This window comes from Enterobacter sp. KBR-315C3_2022 (assembly GCF_041399425.1).
Lineage (GTDB): Bacteria > Pseudomonadota > Gammaproteobacteria > Enterobacterales > Enterobacteriaceae > Enterobacter.
This window is the reverse complement of record NZ_JBGKEB010000002.1, coordinates 344625-365613: the sequence shown is the minus strand read 5'-3', so window position 1 is coordinate 365613 and position 20989 is coordinate 344625. Positions and strand designations below refer to the sequence as shown.

Annotated in this window: 18 protein-coding genes; 7 read left to right on the top strand and 11 right to left on the bottom strand. The window is 58.3% G+C overall.

Features of this window, described 5'->3' with window-relative positions; translation table 11 throughout:
- The first annotated feature begins 131 nt into the window (after nucleotides 1–131).
- The 4 genes from AB8804_RS04465 to sanA all read left to right on the top strand — a co-directional run bounded on the left by AB8804_RS04465 (nucleotide 132) and on the right by sanA (nucleotide 3075).
- A complete protein-coding gene (locus tag AB8804_RS04465; RefSeq protein ID WP_371183473.1) occupies nucleotides 132–530 on the top strand; it encodes a CidA/LrgA family protein in 399 nt (132 codons plus the stop codon).
- Complete coding sequence (locus AB8804_RS04460) at nucleotides 527–1222, top strand: CidB/LrgB family autolysis modulator (RefSeq protein WP_371183471.1); 696 nt, start codon at nucleotides 527–529, stop codon at nucleotides 1220–1222. The genes AB8804_RS04465 and AB8804_RS04460 overlap by 4 nt, the downstream gene beginning before the upstream one ends.
- Nucleotides 1223–1350: 128 nt before the next feature.
- Nucleotides 1351–2235, top strand: coding sequence for a cytidine deaminase (cdd, locus tag AB8804_RS04455; RefSeq protein ID WP_371183469.1), 885 nt, complete (start codon nucleotides 1351–1353; stop codon nucleotides 2233–2235).
- A gap of 126 nt (nucleotides 2236–2361) precedes the next feature.
- Nucleotides 2362–3075: an outer membrane permeability protein SanA gene (sanA, locus tag AB8804_RS04450; RefSeq protein ID WP_371183466.1), complete on the top strand. Its 714-nt coding sequence runs from the start codon at nucleotides 2362–2364 to the stop codon at nucleotides 3073–3075.
- Between the two features lie 97 nt (nucleotides 3076–3172).
- Here sanA and mglC read toward each other — a convergent pair whose 3' ends face one another.
- The 7 genes from mglC to AB8804_RS04415 all read right to left on the bottom strand — a co-directional run bounded on the left by mglC (nucleotide 3173) and on the right by AB8804_RS04415 (nucleotide 11366).
- Nucleotides 3173–4183, bottom strand: a complete 1011-nt coding sequence (gene mglC, locus AB8804_RS04445; protein WP_112012548.1) for a galactose/methyl galactoside ABC transporter permease MglC — start codon at nucleotides 4181–4183, stop codon at nucleotides 3173–3175.
- A 15-nt stretch (nucleotides 4184–4198) separates the two neighbouring features.
- On the bottom strand, nucleotides 4199–5719 hold the full coding sequence (gene mglA, locus AB8804_RS04440) for a galactose/methyl galactoside ABC transporter ATP-binding protein MglA (protein WP_042320270.1): 1521 nt from the start codon (nucleotides 5717–5719) through the stop codon (nucleotides 4199–4201).
- A gap of 79 nt (nucleotides 5720–5798) precedes the next feature.
- Nucleotides 5799–6797 carry a galactose/glucose ABC transporter substrate-binding protein MglB gene (mglB, locus tag AB8804_RS04435; protein WP_023312468.1) on the bottom strand — a complete coding sequence of 333 codons (999 nt, stop codon included), beginning with the start codon at nucleotides 6795–6797 and terminating at the stop codon, nucleotides 5799–5801.
- Nucleotides 6798–7092: 295 nt separating this feature from the next.
- The gene (galS, locus tag AB8804_RS04430) at nucleotides 7093–8115 is read right to left on the bottom strand and encodes an HTH-type transcriptional regulator GalS (protein WP_371183462.1); all 1023 of its coding nucleotides are present in this window, start codon (nucleotides 8113–8115) and stop codon (nucleotides 7093–7095) included.
- A 155-nt stretch (nucleotides 8116–8270) separates the two neighbouring features.
- The gene (gene yeiB, locus AB8804_RS04425; RefSeq protein WP_371183460.1) at nucleotides 8271–9428 is read right to left on the bottom strand and encodes a DUF418 domain-containing protein YeiB; all 1158 of its coding nucleotides are present in this window, start codon (nucleotides 9426–9428) and stop codon (nucleotides 8271–8273) included.
- An 18-nt stretch (nucleotides 9429–9446) separates the two neighbouring features.
- Nucleotides 9447–10115 carry a GTP cyclohydrolase I FolE gene (folE, locus tag AB8804_RS04420; RefSeq protein WP_371183458.1) on the bottom strand — a complete coding sequence of 223 codons (669 nt, stop codon included), beginning with the start codon at nucleotides 10113–10115 and terminating at the stop codon, nucleotides 9447–9449.
- A 102-nt stretch (nucleotides 10116–10217) separates the two neighbouring features.
- Nucleotides 10218–11366 (bottom strand): YbfB/YjiJ family MFS transporter, encoded by a 1149-nt coding sequence (locus tag AB8804_RS04415; RefSeq protein ID WP_371183456.1) that lies wholly within the window; start codon nucleotides 11364–11366, stop codon nucleotides 10218–10220.
- Nucleotides 11367–11503: 137 nt separating this feature from the next.
- On the opposite strand from AB8804_RS04415, the gene fghA reads away from it, so the two are divergent.
- A complete protein-coding gene (fghA, locus tag AB8804_RS04410) occupies nucleotides 11504–12337 on the top strand; it encodes an S-formylglutathione hydrolase (protein WP_371183454.1) in 834 nt (277 codons plus the stop codon).
- A gap of 106 nt (nucleotides 12338–12443) precedes the next feature.
- Here fghA and cirA read toward each other — a convergent pair whose 3' ends face one another.
- From cirA to yieE, 3 genes are all read right to left on the bottom strand, one after another.
- Nucleotides 12444–14414, bottom strand: coding sequence for a catecholate siderophore receptor CirA (gene cirA, locus AB8804_RS04405; protein WP_371183452.1), 1971 nt, complete (start codon nucleotides 14412–14414; stop codon nucleotides 12444–12446).
- A gap of 226 nt (nucleotides 14415–14640) precedes the next feature.
- Nucleotides 14641–16110 (bottom strand): amino acid permease, encoded by a 1470-nt coding sequence (locus AB8804_RS04400; protein ID WP_371183450.1) that lies wholly within the window; start codon nucleotides 16108–16110, stop codon nucleotides 14641–14643.
- A 180-nt stretch (nucleotides 16111–16290) separates the two neighbouring features.
- Nucleotides 16291–17157 carry a DNA-binding transcriptional regulator YeiE gene (gene yieE / locus AB8804_RS04395; RefSeq protein WP_371183448.1) on the bottom strand — a complete coding sequence of 289 codons (867 nt, stop codon included), beginning with the start codon at nucleotides 17155–17157 and terminating at the stop codon, nucleotides 16291–16293.
- A gap of 97 nt (nucleotides 17158–17254) precedes the next feature.
- On the opposite strand from yieE, the gene AB8804_RS04390 reads away from it, so the two are divergent.
- Entirely contained in the window at nucleotides 17255–18301 is a 1047-nt protein-coding gene (locus AB8804_RS04390; RefSeq protein WP_371183446.1) for a YeiH family protein, read from the top strand.
- A 64-nt stretch (nucleotides 18302–18365) separates the two neighbouring features.
- Complete coding sequence (gene nfo, locus AB8804_RS04385; RefSeq protein ID WP_112012560.1) at nucleotides 18366–19223, top strand: deoxyribonuclease IV; 858 nt, start codon at nucleotides 18366–18368, stop codon at nucleotides 19221–19223.
- A 74-nt stretch (nucleotides 19224–19297) separates the two neighbouring features.
- On the opposite strand, the gene fruA is transcribed toward nfo, so the two are convergent.
- Complete coding sequence (gene fruA, locus AB8804_RS04380) at nucleotides 19298–20989, bottom strand: PTS fructose transporter subunit IIBC (protein WP_371183443.1); 1692 nt, start codon at nucleotides 20987–20989, stop codon at nucleotides 19298–19300.

The window sequence follows — 20989 nt, the reverse complement described above, 5'->3', positions numbered from 1 at the left end:
CCCTGTCCATTTGTGGAAATGCCCGACGTTCCGTTTTGGAATGTCTGGTATGCTCAAAATTCATGATGTGATCCGTGGCACATTTCAGGGTTTAATTGTATGATGAATGCGTTTCAGCAAGGACTTTCACCATGAGCAAATCACTGAATATCATCTGGCAATATCTGCGCGCATTCGTACTGATTTATGCCTGTCTCTACGCCGGGATTTTCGTCGCCTCCCTGCTGCCTATCACCATTCCCGGCAGCATCATCGGGATGCTGATCCTCTTCGTGCTGCTGGCGCTGCAGATCCTCCCGGCGAAATGGGTCAACCCCGGCTGCTTCGTGCTTATCCGCTACATGGCGCTGCTGTTCGTGCCCATCGGCGTTGGCGTCATGCAATACTACGATTTGCTTATGGCGCAGTTCGGGCCCATCGTCGTCTCCTGCGCGGTCAGCACGCTGGTGGTCTTCCTGGTGGTGAGCTGGAGTTCGCACATCGTTCACGGCGAACGTAAAGTGGTCGGGCAGAAAGGAACCAAACAATGATGGCTAATATCTGGTGGTCGCTGCCGTTAACCCTGGCGGTATTCTTCGCGGCGCGCAGGCTTGCCGCACGTTTGAAAATGCCGCTGCTTAACCCGCTGCTGGTGGCGATGGTGGTGATTATCCCCTTCCTGCTGCTGACGGGCATCCCCTACGAACGCTACTTCGCTGGCAGCAAAATTCTCAACGATCTGCTTCAACCTGCCGTCGTGGCGCTGGCGTTTCCTTTATATGAACAGCTGCATCAGATCCGCGCCCGCTGGAAGTCCATCATCACCATCTGCTTCGTGGGCAGCCTGGTGGCGATGGTCACCGGCACCACGGTGGCGCTGCTGATGGGCGCATCGCCGCAGATCGCCGCCTCCATCCTGCCTAAATCGGTCACCACGCCCATCGCCATGGCGGTAGGCGGCAGCATCGGCGGTATCCCCGCCATCAGTGCCATGTGCGTGATTTTCGTCGGCATCCTCGGCGCGGTGTTTGGCCATACCCTGCTCAACGTGATGAAAATCCACACGAAAGCGGCGCGTGGGCTCGCCATGGGCACCGCCTCGCACGCGCTGGGCACCGCGCGCTGTGCCGAAGTGGACTATCAGGAAGGCGCTTTTAGCTCGCTGGCGCTGGTGATCTGCGGGATTATCACCTCGCTGATTGCCCCGTTCGTCTTCCCGATTATTTTGGCGGTAGTGGGCTAAAATTTGCGATGCGTCGCGCAAATTTCATTTTGTTTTCATAAGTTGCATACATTATGAGATGCAGATCACAAATAAGGCCTCACTGGCTCCGTACACTACCGATCCATTAACCTTTATGAGGCAACGCCATGCACCCACGTTTTCAATCTGCTTTCGCACAGCTTGCAGAGAATTTGCAATCAGCCCTGGCTCCGGTTCTGGCGGATGCGCATTTCCCCGCCCTGCTGACCGCCGGGCAGGTCGCGACGCTTAAAGAAGCAACGGGACTGGACGAAGACGCGCTGGCTTTCGCACTGCTGCCGCTGGCCGCCGCCTGCGCGCGCGCCGATCTTTCCCACTTCAACGTCGGCGCCATCGCCCGCGGCGTAAGCGGAACCTGGTACTTCGGCGGAAACATGGAGTTTCTCGGTGCGACCATGCAGCAAACCGTTCACGCGGAGCAGAGCGCCATCAGCCACGCCTGGCTGCGCGGGGAAAAATCCCTGAGCGCGATCACCGTGAATTACACCCCCTGCGGCCACTGCCGCCAGTTTATGAACGAGCTGAACAGCGGCCTGCAGCTGCGCGTTAACCTGCCGGGCCGCGAGCCGCGCACGCTGGGCGATTATCTGCCCGACGCCTTTGGCCCGAAAGATCTTGAGATCAAAACGCTGCTGATGGACGAGCAGGATCACGGCTTCACCCTGTCCGGCGACGCGCTGAGCGAAGCCGCTATCGCTGCCGCGAACAAAAGCCATACCCCGTACAGCAAATCGCCGAGCGGCGTGGCGCTGCAGTGTCGCGACGGGCGCATCTTTACCGGCAGCTATGCCGAAAACGCCGCGTTTAACCCAACGCTGCCGCCGCTGCAGGGCGCCCTGAACCTACTGAGCCTGAACGGCTATGACTACCCGGACATTCAGCGCGCCATTCTGGCAGAAAAAGCCGACGCGCCGCTGATCCAGTGGGATGCGACCGCCGCGACGCTGAAAGCGCTGGGCTGCACAACAATTGACCGCGTTCTGCTCGCGTAATCCCTCCGGCGGGCAGAAATGCCCGCCGGTATGATGAAAAACCCTTCAGTTGATTCTCTGTTTCTTGCGCTTACCAGGCGGGTAAAGTAGCCTGAGTGAACTTTCACCCACGAACGAGCCATCTCCATGTTAAAGCGCGTGTTTTACAGCCTGTCTGTCCTGATCGGCATACTGCTGTTGATCGTGCTTGGCCTCGACCGCTGGATGAGCTGGAAAACGGCCCCGTATATCTTCGACGAGCTGCAGGATCTCCCCTACCGCCAGGTCGGCGTGGTGCTCGGCACCGCCAAATACTATCGCACCGGCGTGATTAACCAGTATTACCGCTACCGTATTCAGGGCGCGCTGAACGCCTATAACAGCGGGAAGGTCAATTACCTGCTGCTGAGCGGCGATAATGCCCAGCAAAGCTACAACGAGCCGGTAACGATGCGTAAGGACCTGATTGCGGGCGGCGTCGATCCGGCAGACATCGTGCTCGACTACGCTGGCTTCCGCACGCTGGACTCGATCGTGCGCACCCGCAAAGTGTTCGACACCAACGATTTCATCATCATTACCCAGCGCTTCCACTGCGAGCGCGCGCTGTTTATCGCCCTGCACATGGGCATTCAGGCCCAGTGCTACGCCGTGCCGTCGCCGAAGGATATGCTCAGCGTGCGCGTGCGCGAGTTTGGCGCCCGCTTTGGCGCGCTGGCCGATCTGTATCTCTTCAAGCGCGAGCCGCGCTTCTTAGGCCCGCTGGTGCCGATCCCGGCAATGCATGAGGTGCCTGAAGACGCGCAGGGTTATCCGGCTGTCACGCCGGAGCAGCTGCTGGAACTGCAGAAGAAACGCTAACCCGACCTACAGTCACGATGCTGTGGGCCCGCCAAGCGCAGCGCCACCGGACAAAAAAAAGGCCCGCTACGTGAGCGAGCCTTTTATTCTCAAGAACTTATTTCTTACGCGCGTACTTCAGTGAATCAAGGGCAACCGCGAAGATGATAATCGCGCCCTTGATGATGTACTGCCAGTACGGGTTCACGCCGATATAGGTCAGACCGTAGTTGATAACGGTGAAAATGATAACGCCCGTCACCACGCCAATCACGGTGCCCACGCCGCCGCTGAAGGAGACGCCGCCCACCACGCAGGCCGCGATGGCGTCCAGCTCGTACATAAAGCCAAGGTTATTGGTCGCCGAGCCGATGCGGCCCGCTTCCAGCATCCCGCCGAACGCGTAGAACACGCCGGACAGGGCATAAATCATCAGCAGGTTCAGCGCAACGTTAACGCCGGACACTTTCGCCGCTTCCGGGTTACCACCGATGGCGAAGATATTTTTGCCGAAGCGGGTTTTGTTCCACAGCACCCAGACGAAGGCCACCGCAATCAGCGCATAGAACGTAATGTACGACAGGCGGAAGCTGCCGAGCGCCACGAAGCCCTGGGTAAAGGTCGAGAAGCCGCTGTCGAAGCCGGAAATCGGCGACGCGCCCACGAAGTCGTAGTATAGGGAGTTGATGCCGTAAACGATAATCATCGTGCCGAGGGTGGTGATGAACGGCGTCACGTTCAGGTAGGCGATGATGATGCCGTTGATCAGGCCAATCACCGCGCCAATGGCGCACACGATCAGGATTACCACGAAAATCGGCATGGTGGCCATTTCCGGGAACACCTTGTTGGCATTTTCCATCGACTGCAGCAGCGTGGCGGCGATAACCGCCGCAAGGCCAACCTGACGCCCCGCCGACAGGTCCGTCCCCTGGGTAACGATAAGTCCCGCCACGCCCAGCGCGATGATAATACGCACGGAGGACTGGGTCAGAATGTTACTCAGGTTCAGCAGGCTTAAGAACGTAGGGTCCTGGAAAATAATAATGGCCAGCAAAACTAAAAGAACGACGTAAATACCGCCCTCTTTCAGATAAGTGAGAAAGCTTTTTTTATTTAACGCACTCATGAGGAGCCCCTGATCTTAAAGGTGCAAAGACGCAAGACGCAAAATTTCATTTTGCGTTGTCGTTTTGGTGTCAACAATACCGGCAACGAGACCATTGCTCATTACCAGAATACGATCCGTGATCCCTAACAGTTCCGGCATTTCGGAAGAGATAATAATGATCCCTTTATTCTTTTTCGCCAGCTCGGCAATCAGCTGGTAAATTTCGAATTTTGCCCCTACGTCGATTCCGCGCGTTGGCTCGTCCAGCATCAGAATTTCCGGCTGGGTTAATAGCCAGCGGCCAATAATCACCTTCTGCTGATTACCGCCGGAAAGAGAGCCAATCTGCGTGCGGTGGCCCGGCGTTTTTACGCGCATTGAGTCAATTACCCACTGGGTATCGCTCTTCATGCGGGAATTATCCAGCAGGCCGATTTTGCTCTTGTAGTTACGAATATTCGAAATTAGCGAGTTAAAGTTAATATCCAGATACGCATAAATCCCGGTGGAGCGGCGCTCTTCCGTCACCAGCGCAAAACCGTGGTTAATGGCTTCGTTGGCGTTGTGGTTATTAATTTTCTTGCCGTGCAGCGTAATCGTGCCGCCGGACTTCTCGCGAATGCCAAACAGGGTTTCAACGATGTCGGTACGCTTGGCGCCCACCAGCCCGGCAATGCCCAAAATTTCGCCCTTGTGCAGGTCGAAGGAGACGTCGCGAATCGACGGCTGGCGCAGCGAGGTCAGGTTGCGCACCTCAAGAATTACTTCGCCCGGGGTGTTTTCTTTGTCCGGGAAGCGCTGGTTCAGGGAGCGGCCGACCATCATGGCGATGATCTTGTCCATATCCAGCCCTTCCAGCGGCTGGGTGGCAATCCACTGGCCGTCGCGCAGAATGGTGATCTCATCGCACAGCTGGAAAATCTCTTCCATCTTGTGGGAGATATAAACAATCCCGCAGCCGCGGTCCTTCAGCTTGCGAATAATGGTGAAAAGGTGGTTAACCTCTTTTTCCGTTAATGACGAGGTTGGCTCATCCATAATGACGATTTTGGCATCATAGGAGAACGCTTTCGCAATTTCTATCATCTGCATCTGGGAAACGGATAATGTTCCGACGCGGGCGCGCGGATCGATATCAATATCCAGCTCGTCAAAAATGGCTTTGGTGTCGCGGTACATTTTGTCCTGATCGACAAAGACACCCTTGGTTGGGTAACGGCCCAGCCACATATTGTCCATAACCGAGCGTTGCAATACCAGGTTTAACTCCTGGTGAACCATCGAGATACCGTTTTCCAGCGCTTCTTTCGCTGAATGGAAATCGATCTCTTTCCCCTGAAAAAGAATACTGCCAGAATCTTTTTGATAGATCCCAAAAAGACATTTTAATAACGTTGATTTACCGGCACCGTTCTCCCCCATTAATGCGTGAATGGAGTGAGGACGCACCTTTAAATTAACATTATCAAGCGCCTTAACGCCGGGAAAAGACTTGTTGATACCGCTCATTTCTAACAAGTATTCACCGGACGACTGAGTAGTTGTGCTGACCATAATTATACCTTGTTGGCCTCGCATATCGCGTTATAAAAGGGCGCAACGAATTGCGCCCAGTGGAGACGTTATGGCTAACTTATTTACCGATGAACTCAGCCAGGTTGGACTGGTCTACGCCCACGTACGGTACGCGAACGATTTTGTTTTCAATTTTCCAGCTGGTGCCGTCAGCGGCGCCTTTACCGTCGGCCAGGTTTTTCGCCAGATCGAAGGTCGCTTTCGCCTGGTTGTTGGCATCGTTCAGCACGGTACCGGCCATCGCGCCGGATTTCACCAGCGCCAGCGCTTCCGGCAGCGCATCCACGCCGAACACAGGAATGGAAGATTTGTTGTGCGCTTTCAGCGCTTCAACCGCGCCCATTGCCATCGCATCGTTGTTGGCGATAACCACTTCGATTTTGTTGGCGTTCGGGCCGGACAGCCATGCGTCCATCTTATCTTTCGCCTGAGCGGTGTCCCACATGGCGGTATCGAGCGCCAGCTGCTGGGTTTTCAGGCCCTTGTCGTTCAGCTCTTTGATCACGTAGGTGGTACGCGCTTCAGCGTCCGGGTGGCCCGGCTCGCCCTTCAGCAGCACAAACTGAATCTGGCCGTCTTTGTTCAGATCCCAGTTCGGGTTCGCCGCCCAGTGTTTTGCAATCAGGTCGCCCTGGATAATGCCGGACTCTTTGGAGTCGGTGCCAACGTAGTACGCTTTATCGTAGCTATCCAGCGCCTTGCGGGAAGGTTCTTTGTTGAAGAAGACAATTGGCACGTTCTGGCCGCGCGCTTTTTCAATTACCGTGCCTGCTGCAGCCGGGTCAACCAGGTTGATCGCCAGCGCTTTCACGCCTTTTGCCAGCAGCACGTCAATCTGATCGTTCTGTTTGGACTGGTCGTTCTGGGAGTCATTCATCAGCAGCTGTACGTCCGGCGCTGCTTTCGCATCTTTCTCAATGGCTTTACGCACGACGGACATAAAGTTGTCGTCGTATTTATAGATTGTCACACCAATACGGGTATCCGCGGCGTGCGCAGCGGCACCAAAAAGCATGCTTGCCATAACAGCAGACAGAGTCAACACCTTCTTATTCATGGTATCTCCGGTTTTTTTTATGCAGGGTAGTTCTGGTGAATAACGGTCGGCGGGCAGATGTTAAAGAAACGTTACCGATCGCCGAAGTTCACTTATAAAATGCTTATCTTCCGTGGTCTGTAACGCTCCAGAAATGCGTTTTTTTGGATGTTTCCGGCACGTTTGCTATGGTCAAAGTGAATAATCACCGTTACATAGCGTTTCAGCTCCTAAAACGCTGACATCATAGTCAGCGGCTTGTTAAGATACTGTGAATTTACTCACAGATTGAAAACGGTTACATCACACCGTGTAATCAGTTAGTGATCGGAACCACAGTTTGCCGAATGGATACCGAGTGGCGACGCACTAAAGTCGGCATAAAACAGTGCGTTGCGCCAGGATCCCGCAGCCCCGCCGCCCCCTGTAACGCCAGCTCAGTGGCCAGTTTCGCCATCGAAGCAATCGGGTAGCGCACCGTGGTCAGCTGCGGGTCGGTGTAGCGGGCAATGGGGATATCGTCAAAACCGATCAGCGACAAATGCTGCGGCACCGCAATGCCGTTATCCTTTAGCGCGGTGAGCGCCCCTGCCGCCATGCTGTCGTTGTAGGCAAAAACGGCCGTCAGCTGCAGGTTGCGGCCCAGCAGCTCAACCATTGCCGCCTCGCCGCCCTGCATGTCCGGCGAGCCGGTGCCCGTCCAGCTCTCAAGCGGCGTGATGCCGTGCTCTTTCAGGGCGGTTTGCCACCCCTCGCGGCGCATTTCATCGTCCTCAATGCGGTGGCTTGAAGCGAGATAGCCGACGCGCTGATGCCCGTTGTTGATAAGCATCCGCGTCGCCATCATCGCGCCGCTGACGTTGTCCAGACCCACGCAGCGGTGCGCGTAGCCGGGCACGATGCGGTTGATCAGCACCATGCCGGGGATCTGCTCCATAAAGCCGGAAAGCTCTTCGTCGCTTAGGGCTTTGGAGTGAACGATCAGGGCGTTACAGCGCTGGCGAATCAGCACCTCAATGGCATGACGCTCTTTTTCAGCCTCGTGGTAGCTGTTGCCGATCAGCACGTACTTTCCGTGCTGCTGGGCAACCACGTCCACCGCCTTGACCAGCGCGCCGAAAAAGGCGTCGGAAACGTCCATCACCACCACGCCAATGGTATCGCTCACCTGCGTGGCCAGCGCCTGCGCGTTGGCGTTGGGCCGATAGCCCAGCTGCGAAACGGCTTTCATCACGGTTTCGCGGGTTTCAGGGCTGACGAGCGCGCTGTTGTTCAGCACGCGAGAAACGGTAGCAACGGAAACGCCCGCCAGACGGGCGACGTCACGAATGGTGATCATATTCACCATCCTTAAATGGATTGCAGCAACGCACAGACACCCCCTGTGTTTAGCAAGGAGGCTATTCTGGCAGCGAGAGAAAGGGGACTACGTGAAGAAGCTCACACGGATGAAAACGCTTACATCCGTTTTGTTAATGATTGTGATCCAGATCGTTATCTGGATGTATTACGTAATGAAACGCCCGCAGCACGCGCGGTTAACTGCCGCCACGCCCACTCCAGCGGGCCCTGGCGGAAATAGCGCAGCCAGATAACGGAAAACACCACGTTAACAATCCAGACCGGGATCACAAACGCCAGCAGCGCGAGCCGGTCGAATTTCATAAACAGGCCGAATTGATAGAACAGCGTGGTGCAAATCAGCGTTTGTAAAATGTAATTGCTCAACGCCATCCGGCCAACGCAGGCCACGGCAGCCACCGCGCGCAGGCGCGCCAGCCGGGGCCAGAAGCCGTATATCAGCGCCGCGTAGCCGATGGTCTGAAACGGCGCGCTCAGCTCGCGCGGGGCCTGAAGTAGAAACGCGCACCAGCGATAGTCCCAGTGGAGATGCCATTGCGCTATCACCGCCGGAAGGTTTATCAGCACGCCGAGCAGCACCAGCCCCGCGCCGACGCGACGGTAGTGCCGCAGGCTAAATTCCCCCTTCAGCCAGCCGGTGCGCATCAGCGATGCGCCCATCAGCATCATTCCCGCAAGCTGCCAGCCGTACTGCGCGCCGAGCGCCAGAAGATTATTGCCCAGCATATCCGCGCGGTTGCTTATCGCCTCCGTCCCGCCCTTCAGCTTCCAGAACTGTTCGTACTGGAGGTTGGCAGCGTCCGGAACCCACGAACGGTTTGTCGCCTCGCCCGAGATCAGCCCGAGCAGCAGCAGTACGCCAAGCCCCATGACGTACAGCATCACGCCGGTGTTAAACAGGCTTTTTACGCTGTGCGCATCGCGGATCAGACGCCAGCAGATCAGCCCCACCAGGCCGTAGGCCAGCAGAATATCGCCGTCCCAGAAAAAGAGGCCGTGAATAAAGCCGAGGATGACCAGCAGGGTCAGGCGCGACTGGATCCAGCGCGCGCCGCGCTTGAGCAAAAGCTGCAGGCCCGCGCCGAACAGCAGCGCGAACAGCGTCAGGAATTTGACCTGCGCGAAGAGATCGAGGATGGCCCACGTCCAGGCGTCGCTGCGGGTAATGTCGCCATACCAGGCGGGATTAAGGTAGGCGGCCTTTGGCAAGCCAAAGGCGCTAATATTCAGCAGCAGGATACCGAGAATGGCGACGCCGCGAACAAAATCGAGCGTGACGTTTCGCTCCATGGTCCCTGCCCTGTCTGATTAGTTGTGGTGACGCACCGCGCGCAGAAATTCCTGGCGGGTATTCTGGCTCGACTTAAACAGGCCGCCCAGCGAGGTGGTGGTGGTGGCGCTGGTTGCATCGCGCACGCCGCGCGCCTTCACGCAGTAGTGCACCGCATCGATAGAGACCGCCACGTTGTTGGTGCCCAGCAGCGTTTGCAGCGCCGTCAGGATCTGCTGCGTCAGACGCTCCTGCACCTGCGGACGCTGGGCGAAGAACTGCACGATGCGGTTGATTTTGGACAGTCCAATCACCGTATCTTTTGGAATGTAGGCCACGGTCGCTTTGCCGTCGATGGTCACGAAGTGGTGCTCGCAGGTGCTGGTCAGCGTGATGTCGCGCACCGTGACCATCTCATCGACCTTCATCTTGTTTTCGATGACGGTGATTTTCGGGAAATTAGCGTAATCCAGGCCGGAGAAGATCTCATCGACGTACATTTTTGCGATGCGATGCGGCGTCTCCATCAGGCTGTCGTCGCTCAGATCGAGATTCAGCAGCTGCATGATCTCGGTCATATGACCGGAGATAAGACGCTTACGGGTTTCATTGTCCAAATCCTGAACCGGCGGACGCAGCGGGGTTTCAAGGCCGCGCGCAACCAGCGCTTCGTGGACCAGGGCCGCTTCTTTACTGAGTGATGACATTCTTTTCTCCTGCAGGTGTGGCGTCTTTTGCCCTCGTTGTGGCAAAAGTGTGCGCTCATTGTGCGTGAGGCGGCGCACATAATCCAGTATTCACGGCGATAATTATTGCAATCGCTGCTGCCTTTCGGGTTGACGGTTCCAGACGAGCGCCCCGCCGATAAACAGCGCGAGGCCAGCCAGCCCCAGCGCGGGCTCCAGCCGATGCGTGAGCCAGGTGGAGAGCGCGGAGGTCATCGGCCCAACCAGCTGCCCGATGGCGTAACCGGTGGTCAGCAGCCCCGCCATATAGCGGGTATGCTCGGGCGCCAGCTCGCGGCCATACAGCAATGAAAGCTGCACGGCGCACAGGAAGCCGCCGCCGACCAGCAGCCCGCCCGTCAGCAAACCGCCAATCCCCGGCAGCAGCCAGGCGGCCAGCACGCCGATGCCCTGGAGCCAGAGCACGATCGCCAGCCTGCGGTTGGAGGTCGAGGTATGGCGCAGCGCGATGCTCAGCGCAATCCCCAGCACGGCGGCGGCGCCAAAGAGCGGCCAGACGAACTGGGCAAACAGGCTGCCGGGAAAGCGGGCGACCGCCATCTGCGATAAAAACGTGGCCGGAAGAATGTAGCCGAACCCGGCCAGGCTGTAGCTCCACACCAGCCGCTTCAGGTCAGGCGTGAGGTGCAGCGGCTCGGGGACCGTTCCCGGACGATGAAGCTGGCCCGCCCGCGGCAGATAGCGGGCAACGAGGGCGATAAGCACCAGCGCCAGCACGCCGTAGATTTGCCACGCGGCACCGGCGGAGAGCGATTTGGCCTGTATATAGACTGCGAGCAGCCCGCTCAGGGCGATGCCTGCCCCCGGCCCGGCGAAGACCGCCGCGCTCAGGCCCGGCTTGCCCAGCTGCCCCAGACGCTCGTTGGTCCAGGCGGCAATCAGCACCATCGACCAGCCGCTCATGCAGCCAATCACAAAGCGCAGAAGCCCGTGCACAACGGCGTTATCCGCCGCCGCGGACAGCAGCGTCAGCGCAACGGCCCCGGTAATCCCGAGCCACAGCCGCGCTTCGACAAACCGATGGGCGCGCATGGCGTCCCACGCGCCGACCAGATAGCCAAGGTAGTTCATCGCGGCCACCAGGCCCGCGCTGGTCAGGGTGAGCTGCCCGGCGGCAATCATCAGCGGAACCTGAGGCGTAAAGGCAAAGCGCCCTATCCCCATCGCCACCACCAGAACCACAAACCCGCTGAGGGCAATACGCAACGCCATGACCGTTCCAATTGTTAAAAATAAGTTAACTGATGATGCAACATCCTTGCGCCCGGCGAAAGTGAAAGTTGCTCACAGGCCAATGAAAACTCTGTATTATTGATTTAACAAATAGTCATCCATAGAAGGAGCCCTGCATGGAACTGCTCGAAGAGCACCGTTGTTTTGAAGGCCGTCAACAGCGCTGGCGCCACGACTCCAGCACGCTTGGCTGTGCCATGACGTTCAGCATTTTCCTGCCGCCCGATAGCGGCGCGAAGCCGCCCGTGCTGTTCTGGCTGTCGGGCTTAACCTGTAACGACGAAAACTTCACCACCAAGGCGGGCGCGCAGCGCGTAGCGGCCGAGCTGGGCATTGCGCTGGTGATGCCGGATACCAGCCCGCGCGGTGACGACGTTGCCGACGACGCCGGTTACGACCTGGGAAAAGGCGCCGGTTTTTACCTCAACGCCAGCCAGCAGCCGTGGGCGAAACATTACCGCATGTATGACTACATCCGCGACGAGCTGCCTGCGCTGGTTAAGGCGGAGTTTAACGTGGGCGATCGCTGCGCCATTAGCGGACACTCGATGGGCGGGCACGGGGCGCTGATCCTGGCGCTGAAAAATCCGGGCAAATTTACCAGCGTGTCGGCCTTTGCGCCGATCGTGAACCCAACCCAGGTGCCGTGGGGGCAAAAGGCATTCAGCCACTATCTGGGTGAAGATGCTGAAAAATGGCGGGAATGGGACAGCTGCGCGCTAATGCTGGCCAGTCGGGAAGAGGATGCGATCCCAACGCTTATCGACCAGGGCGACGCGGATCAGTTTCTCGCCGGACAGCTGCAGCCCGCGGTGCTCGCCGAGGCGGCGCGCCAGAAAAACTGGCCGCTGACGCTGCGCATCCAGCCGGGATACGATCACAGCTACTACTTCATCGCCTCGTTTATTGAGGATCATCTCCGCTTCCATGCGGCGCATTTGTTCGGGTAAGTACGAAACATCGCCGGGTGGCGGCTTCGCCTTACCCGGCCTACGTTCGTGGATTTTGTAGGCCCGGTAAGCGAAGCGCCACCGGGCATGAAAACCGCATCGAAACCTAGAACTTATAATCCACGCCCACGAAGTAGCGACGTCCGTCTTCGGTGTAGCTGTAGTCATCGCGGCTGAGATCTTTATCCAGCAGGTTCTGCACCCCGGCGCGCAGCTTCACGCTCTTCGTTGCCTGCCACGCGGCGCCCGTATTCCAGACCACGTACCCGCCCGGCGTTATCGCACCGGAGGTCACCGCGCGTTTTTCACCGGTGTAGTTACCCTGCACGTAGAACGACCAGTCCTGCGTCGCCTTCCAGTCCACGGTGCCGTTGGCCGTGTGGAACGGCAGCTCGGACAGCGGCTTGTTGCCGCCGTTGCTGATGTCGCGGCCGTCGTTGTAGGTGTAGTTCAGCGTCACCTTCCAGTCTTCGGCAACCGGGAATTTCAGCTCGGTTTCTACCCCGCGGATGCGCGCCTTGTTGACGTTGTAATAGCGGAAGATAGGCTCACCGTCGGCGTTCAGCCCCACGTAGTTCGGGTAGCCCTGCGCCTGGCTGACGTTCGCCGTACGGTTGATGCTGATTCGGTCATCCACGTTGTTCTGGAAGGTGGTGATGCTGGCCTGCACGCCCTCCAGCCAGCCCTCTTCGCCGTTATAGTAGAGGCCGAATTCGAAGCTTTCGCTGGTTTCCGGCTTCAGATCCGGGTTACCCACAATTTCGCAGGCACCGCGGCAGGAGCCGGTTACCCAGTCCGGGCTAAGCTGCAGCAGCGACGGTGCTTTAAACGCGGTTGCCCAGCCCCCTTTCACCGTCACGGTATCGGTCGCGTTATACACGAGGTAAGCACGCGGGCTCCAGTGGTCGCCGTAGGTTTCATGGTCATCCATGCGGATGCCGGTGGTCAGCGCCAGCGGCTCAAAGATGCGCCATTCGTCTTCAAGGAAGAGCGCGTACTGGCTTGCAGACGTATTGCTGCTGGAGCCGCCCGTCAGGTTAACGGGATCCTTCAGCTTGTCGTGACGCCATTCGCCGCCAAACGTCACCATCTGGTTGATCTCACCCAGCGGCAGCACGTATTTCCCATCAATTGAGTTGCTCTCGGAGGTGATAGGGTTGCTGTTGCCGGGATTTTTGTTATCCACCTTTTCGCCGTAGAACTTCAGCTCGCTGTTGCCTACGCCCCAGCGGCCGTTGTGGCTCAGGGAGTAGTTTTGGCGCTCGAGGCGGTTTTTGTCGAGGGAGTCAGAATCGCGATCCTGACGGTCAAAGCCGTAGCCCGCGGTGAAGTCGTGGTCTTCCGTCGGCGTCCAGGCAAACTCAACGTTTGCATCGCGGCTGGTGAAACCTTCGATGCGCGGCGTTTGGCCGCTGGCGTCGGTGGATGATTTTTGCTGGCCGTCTTTTTCGCGCTTAGAGACGCTGCCGTAGGCTTTCAGCCCCAGCACGCCATCCACCAGCGGTCCGCTGGTAAAGAACTGGCCGTTATTGGTGTCGCCGCGGTCGCGGTGCTCCTGAATCGTGCTGTCGGCGCTAAGGGTTCCCGTCCACTTCTGGCCGATTTTTTTGGTAATGATGTTGACCACGCCGCCCAGGGCATCGGAACCGTACAGGGAAGACATGGGGCCGCGCACCACTTCGATTCGCTCGATCGCGTCCACCGGCACCCAGTTCAGGTCAAAATCGTTGTGGCGGAATACGGCGTTACGCGAGTTTACGCGCTTGCCGTCGACCAGGATCAGCGTGTAGCTACTGTCCAGACCGCGAATGCTTACCCCTTTACGGTTGTCACCCTCACTCGTCAACTGTACGCCGGGCACTTCCCTTAACACATCTTTAAGGTTTTGTACGGGCTTGCGCTGCAAATCTTCCTGGGTGATGACGCTAATACTCGCCGGGGCATCCTTCAGGTTTTGCTCGGTAGCCGCTGCCGTGACCACCAGAGTGTCGCCGGATTCCGCCGCGATGACAGGCAGGGCGAGGGACATTGCAGACGCATATAGTCCTCCCCTGACGATGGGATTCAACCTAAACATTCCATATCTCCATGAGGTAAATACAACTAAATCAACGTTTAATGCTCACAGCGCAAAGCTCTCCGCCCGCTTCGTTGGCGGGTCGGTAGTCTCTTTTAGATTTGGCGTAACGATAAAGCAAACGATAACTATTATCAATTAAATTGTTAAAATTTATATCCGGTCTGCACAGTATGGAGATAAAAAAAAGCCCGCTCATTGAGCGGGCCTGAAGAGAGGAGTGCGGTTATTGTTTAAATCGTTCCGGGAAATCCATTTCGCTGTAGCGAACGAAGTGCGTGCCTTTCACCAGCTTGTAGCCAAACCAGATAACCAGGAACAGCGGGATGCCGATGTAGGTCGCCATCACGCCGCCCCAGTCGATGGTGTCGGACAGGAAGGCCTCGTAGTTCTGACCCAGGGTAATAATCAGGCACAGAACGAAGGCAAAAATCGGCCCCAGCGGGAAGAACCCGGAGCGGTACGGCAGGTCGTTAATGTCGTGTCCCTGCTTCACGTAGCCGCGGCGGAAGCGATAGTGGCTAATCGCAATCCCCAGCCAGGCGATAAAGCCGGTCATGCCGGAGGTGTTCAGCAGCCACAGGTAAACCGTCTGGTTGCCGAACATGGAGGTCAGGAAGCACAGGCCCGCGATCACGGTCGTGGCATACAGCGCGTTGCGCGGCACGCCGCCGCGGGACAGTTTCGCGAAGATGCGCGGCGCTTTACCGTCGCAGGCCAGGGTGTACAGCATGCGGGTGGAGGCGTACATGCCGGAGTTACCCGCCGACAGCACTGCCGTCAGGATAACGGCATTCATCACCGCCGCCGCAGACAGCAGGCCCGCGTGCTGGAACACCAGCGTGAACGGGCTGACGCTGATGTCTTTCACATCGTTGCGCAGCAGGCTCGGATCGGTATACGGAATGATCAGGCTGATAATCAGAATAGCGAACACGTAGAACAGCAGGATACGCCAGAACACCTGACGCACCGCGCGCGGAATGTTCTTCTCCGGGTTTTCGGATTCGCCGGCCGCGATGCCGATAAGCTCGGTGCCCTGGAAGGAGAAGCCCACGATCATCGCCACGCCAATCATCGCCGAGAAGCCCCCGGCGAACGGCGCGTCGTCAATCGCCCAGTTGCTCCATCCCGCAGGTTCAGCCCCTTTGAAAATACCAACGATCATCGCCACACCGACCACGATAAAGATGATGACGGTTGCCACTTTTATCAAAGAGAACCAGTATTCCGCTTCGCCAAAACCGCGCACGGAGATGTAGTTCAGCATGAAGATCACCGCCAGGAACAGCGCGCTCCAGATCCAGCCCGGCGTATCCGGGAACCACCAGGTCATCACCAGCTGCGCGGCAACCAGGTCAACGGCAATCGTCACCGCCCAGTTGTACCAGTAGTTCCAGCCCAGCGCGAAGCCGAAGCCTTCCTCAACGTATTTTTGACCGTAGGTCGAGAACGAACCGGACACCGGCATATACGCCGCCAGTTCACCCAGGCTGGTCATAAGGAAGTAGACCATCAGGCCAATCAGGATATAGGAAAAGAGTGCCCCGCCCGGGCCAGCTGCCGAAATTGTTGCGCCAGAGGCAACAAAAAGACCTGTACCGATTGAGCCGCCAATGGCGATCATCGTCAGGTGACGCGCCTTAAGTGCGCGACGTAGCGCGGGCGCTTCTGTGGTTTTAGTTTCTGAAACCATGTGAAAATGCTGTCCATTCAATAAATGAGGCGCGATTGTAGCAGACGATCCGCGTTCCTTCCGGCAGAAATACGCAGTTATAAGAGAGCTTCATGACTCGGCCAGGATTATAAGTAAAGCATAAAAATGTGGGGTGCCAAGCGCATGTAGCCCCGGTAAGCGAAGCGCCACCGGGGAACGTTAAATGGCGCAGTAGCGCAGAAAACGCTGCAGAGAGTTGGAAAGGTGTTTCTGGCGATGGTGAATGCACCACAGCGTGCGCACCAGCTTCGGCAGCGGCACCGGAATTTCAACCAGCGTTCCGCTTTCCAGCTGTTCAGCAATCACGCGGCGTGAAAGGCAGCTGATGCCCAGACCGTGGCGAACGGCGTGCTTAATCGCCTCCGAGTTGCCGAGCTCCATACCCAGCTGGAACTGCGGCAGGTGCGACAGCAGCAGGTAATCGACGATTTCCCGCGTGCCGGAGCCCTGCTCGCGCAGGATCCACTGCGCCTGCGCCAGGCGTTCCAGCGTCACCTCGCCCTGTAATAAGGAAGAGGCCGGAGAGGCGAAAACCACCAGCTCATCCTCCAGCCACGGCTCCGCGATGATATCGACGTTATGGCACGGCCCTTCAATAAGGCCAATGTCCACGCGGAAATCGATCACCGCGTTGATCACGTCCTGGCTGTTGCCGACGCTCATCTCCAGCGGCAGGCCTGGAAAATCCCGGCGGTAGCGGGCAATCACTTCCGGCAGGATATAGTTGCCGATGGTGCTGCTGGCGAACACGCGGATTGCGCCGTTGTCTTCCCGGAACAGCTGCTCAATTTCAACGGCCTGCTCCAGCAGGGCCAGCGCGCGCGGATAAAGCAGGCGACCGTGTTCGTTAACAACCAGCCGCTTCCCTACCCTGTCGAAAAGCTGAACCCCCAGCTGGCCTTCCAGATCGGTCAGCGCGGCGCTCACCGCAGACTGCGAAAGCGCCAGCATCTGCGAGGCCTGGGTGGTCGAGCCGCTCTTTAGCACTTCGGCGAAAACTTCCAGCTGACGCAATGTAATGTGCATGGTTGCTTACCACTTATAAAGATTGATTATAAATATATAATCAATTTTATTTTTAAGCCAGCACGCCGTAACCTTTAGCCAGATAAAGGAGAAGGTTATGTCAGAAATTACCCTGCAGCATCATCGAACAGTGTGGCACTTCGTGCCGGGGCTCGCGCTCAGCGCCGCCGTAACGGGCGTCGCCCTGTGGGGCGGCAGCATTCCGGCCATCGCCGGGGCGGGGTTTAGCGCCCTGACGCTGGCTATTCTACTGGGGATGGTCGTCGGCAATACCGTCTATCCCAAGCTGTGGAAAGCCTGCGACGGCGGCGTGATCTTCGCCAAGCAGCACCTGCTGCGCCTCGGCATTATTTTGTACGGCTTTCGCCTGACATTTTCGCAAATTGCGGACGTCGGCGTCAGCGGCATTGCTATCGACGCCCTTACGCTGACCAGCACCTTTTTACTGGCGTGCTTTATCGGCCAGAAGGTGTTCGGGCTGGATAAACAGACCAGCTGGCTGATCGGCGCGGGCAGCAGCATCTGCGGCGCGGCGGCCGTGCTGGCGACGGAGCCCGTCGCCAAAGCCGAAGCCAGCAAGGTGACCGTTGCGGTTGCGACCGTGGTGATCTTCGGGACGCTGGCGATTTTCCTCTACCCCGCCATGTATCCGCTGGTTGCGCACTGGTTCAGCCCGGAAACCTACGGGATCTACATCGGCTCCACGGTGCATGAGGTCGCGCAGGTAGTTGCGGCAGGCCACGCCATTAGCCCGGACGCGGAAAACGCGGCGGTAATAGCAAAAATGCTCCGCGTGATGATGCTGGCGCCGTTCCTGATTATCCTGGCGGCGCGGGTGAAACAGCTGGCTCCTGCGGGGAGCGGCGAGAAGAGCAAAATCACCATTCCCTGGTTTGCGATCCTGTTTATCGTGGTCGCGGTGTTTAACTCCTTCCACCTGCTGCCGAAAGCGGTGGTGGATATGCTGGTGACGCTGGATACCGTGCTGCTGGCGATGGCCATGGCGGCGCTCGGGGTAACCACCCACGTCAGCGCGCTGAAAAAAGCCGGGGCAAAACCGCTGCTGATGGCGCTGGTGCTCTTCGTCTGGCTGATCGTCGGCGGTGGCGCAATCAACCTCGCGGTTCACAGCCTGATGGCATAAACCACTACGTCCTCCTCCTGTTAACCCGCTATCATACGCATTTCGGGTTAACAGGAGTCCCTGTATGAAATATGTTGGAGCGCACGTTAGCGCTGCCGGTGGCCTCGCGAATGCCGCCATTCGCGCCGCCGAAATCGAGGCGACCGCATTCGCCCTGTTCACCAAAAACCAGCGCCAGTGGCGCGCCGCGCCCCTCACGGCTGAAATCATCGACGATTTCAAAGCCGCCTGCGAGAAGTACGGCTACGGGCCTGGCCAGATTCTTCCCCACGACAGCTACCTGATCAACCTCGGGCATCCGGTCGAAGAGGCGCTGGAGAAATCCCGCGAGGCGTTTCTCGATGAGGTGCAGCGCTGCGAACAGCTTGGGCTGACGCTGCTGAACTTCCATCCGGGCAGCCACCTGATGCAGATTGACGAAGACGCCTGCCTGGCACGCATTGCCGAATCCATTAATATTACCCTGGATAAAACCCAGGGCGTAACGGCGGTGATAGAGAATACCGCCGGTCAGGGCAGCAACCTCGGTTTCAGGTTCGAGCATCTGGCGGCCATCATTGACGGCGTTGAGGATAAATCCCGCGTGGGCGTGTGCATTGATACCTGCCACGCGTTTGCGGCCGGTTACGACCTGCGCACCGCCGAGGCAACGAAAAACACCTTCGACGAGTTTGAGCGCATCGTCGGCTTTCAGTACCTGCGCGGGATGCACCTGAACGACGCGAAAAGCGCGTTCGGCAGCCGCGTCGACCGCCACCACAGCCTGGGCGAAGGGAACATCGGCCACGACGCGTTCCGCGTTATCATGCAGGACGCCCGCTTCGACGGCATTCCGATGGTGCTCGAAACCATCAATCCGGATATCTGGGCAGAAGAGATTGCCTGGCTGAAGGCGCAGCAAACCGCCGAACAGGCGGCATAAAAAAAGCCGGGCGCGAAGTGCGACCCGGCTTTTTTGTCGGTCGGGTAAGGCGAATCCGCCACCCGACACCTCTTTTAAGCTGCTTTCGCGACCGCTTCCACTTCCGCTTCAGGGCGCTTCAGCACCGCATAAGACAGACCCGCAATCAGCGTACCCGCAACAATCGCCAGCAGATAGCCCAGCACCGGGGTGATGGCGCCAGGGATCAGCAGCACGAACAGGCCGCCGTGCGGTGCCATCAGCTTCGCGCCAACCGCCATGGAGATCGCGCCGGTGACTGCGCCACCCACGATGCAGCACGGCAGCACACGGAACGGATCGCGCGCCGCGAACGGAATCGCCCCTTCGGTAATGAAGCACAGGCCCAGCACCAGCGCCGCCTTGCCCCCTTCCTGCTGCGCCTTGTCGAACTTACGACGCGCAATCAGCGTTGCCAGGCCAAGCGCCAGCGGTGGCACCATGCCCGCAGCCATAATGGCCGCCATCGGCGCGTAGGTTTGGGTGCTCAGCAGCCCCACGCCAAACGCGTACGCCGCTTTGTTTATCGGACCGCCCATATCGGCACACATCATGCCGCCGAGGATCGCGCCCAGCACAACCGCATTGGTCGTACCCATGGTTTGCAGCCAGTGCGTCAGCCACTCCAGGAAGCCCGCAACCGGTTTGCCCAACATGTAGATCATCACCAGGCCAACCACCAGGCTGGAGAGCAGCGGAATAATCAGAATCGGTTTCAGCGCTTCCATACTCTGCGGCAACTTCAGCTTCGTACTGATAAGCTTCGCAACGTAGCCCGCCAGGAAACCGGCAATGATCCCACCGATGAAGCCGGAGCCGGTGCTGACGGCCAGCATACCACCGATGAGACCCGGCGTCAGGCCAGGGCGATCTGCAATCGAGAAGGCGATAAAGCCCGCCAGAACCGGCACCATCAGCGCGAACGCAGAACCGCCGCCAATCTGCATCAGCGCGGCCGCCAGCGTGCCCTGCTCTTTAAACGCTTCAATACCAAAGGCGAAGGAGAGCGCAATGCACAGGCCGCCCGCCACTACCATCGGCAGCATGTACGACACGCCGGTCAGCAGGTGACGATAGAGGCCCGCGGACTCTTTTTTCCCTTCGGTCGGCGCTTTCGCCGCGCCGCTTGCCTGATACGGCTTGGCTTCGGCCAGCGCCTTATCAAACTCCTGCGCCGTCTTTTTCAGCGCCAGGCCGGTAGAGGTGCGGTACATCGGCTTGCCGGCAAACTTCGCCAGGTCCACTTCGATATCCGCCGCCACGATCACCAGATCGGCTTCCGCCACCTCTTCCGGCGTGATGGCATTGCCCGCGCCCACGGAGCCGCGGGTTTCAACCTTCACCCACCAGCCGCGTTTTTTGGCTTCGGTTTCAATCGCTTCTGCCGCCATAAAGGTATGCGCAACGCCCGTTGGGCAAGCCGTTACCGCCACAATGCGTTTTGGCCCCGTTGCCGCAGCCGGTGCGGATGCCGCTGGCGCGGTGTACACCGCAGCGTGGCCTTTTGCTTCGCTCAGGAACAGCTCAGGATGCGCAACGGCGCGATTGATATCGCCCAGCCACACCTTTTTACCGTTGAGGGCGCTATCCGCTGGAATGCTGTCGCCCAGCACGATCGCCATTTCGGCGTCGCCCGGGTTATCAATAATGTCCAGATGTGCTTTTTGTGCCGCCGCGCCCAGAAGGGTCTTCGCCATGTAGGCGCGAGCCTGTCCAAGACCGGAGTCAATTATCAGCAGCGTTTTCAT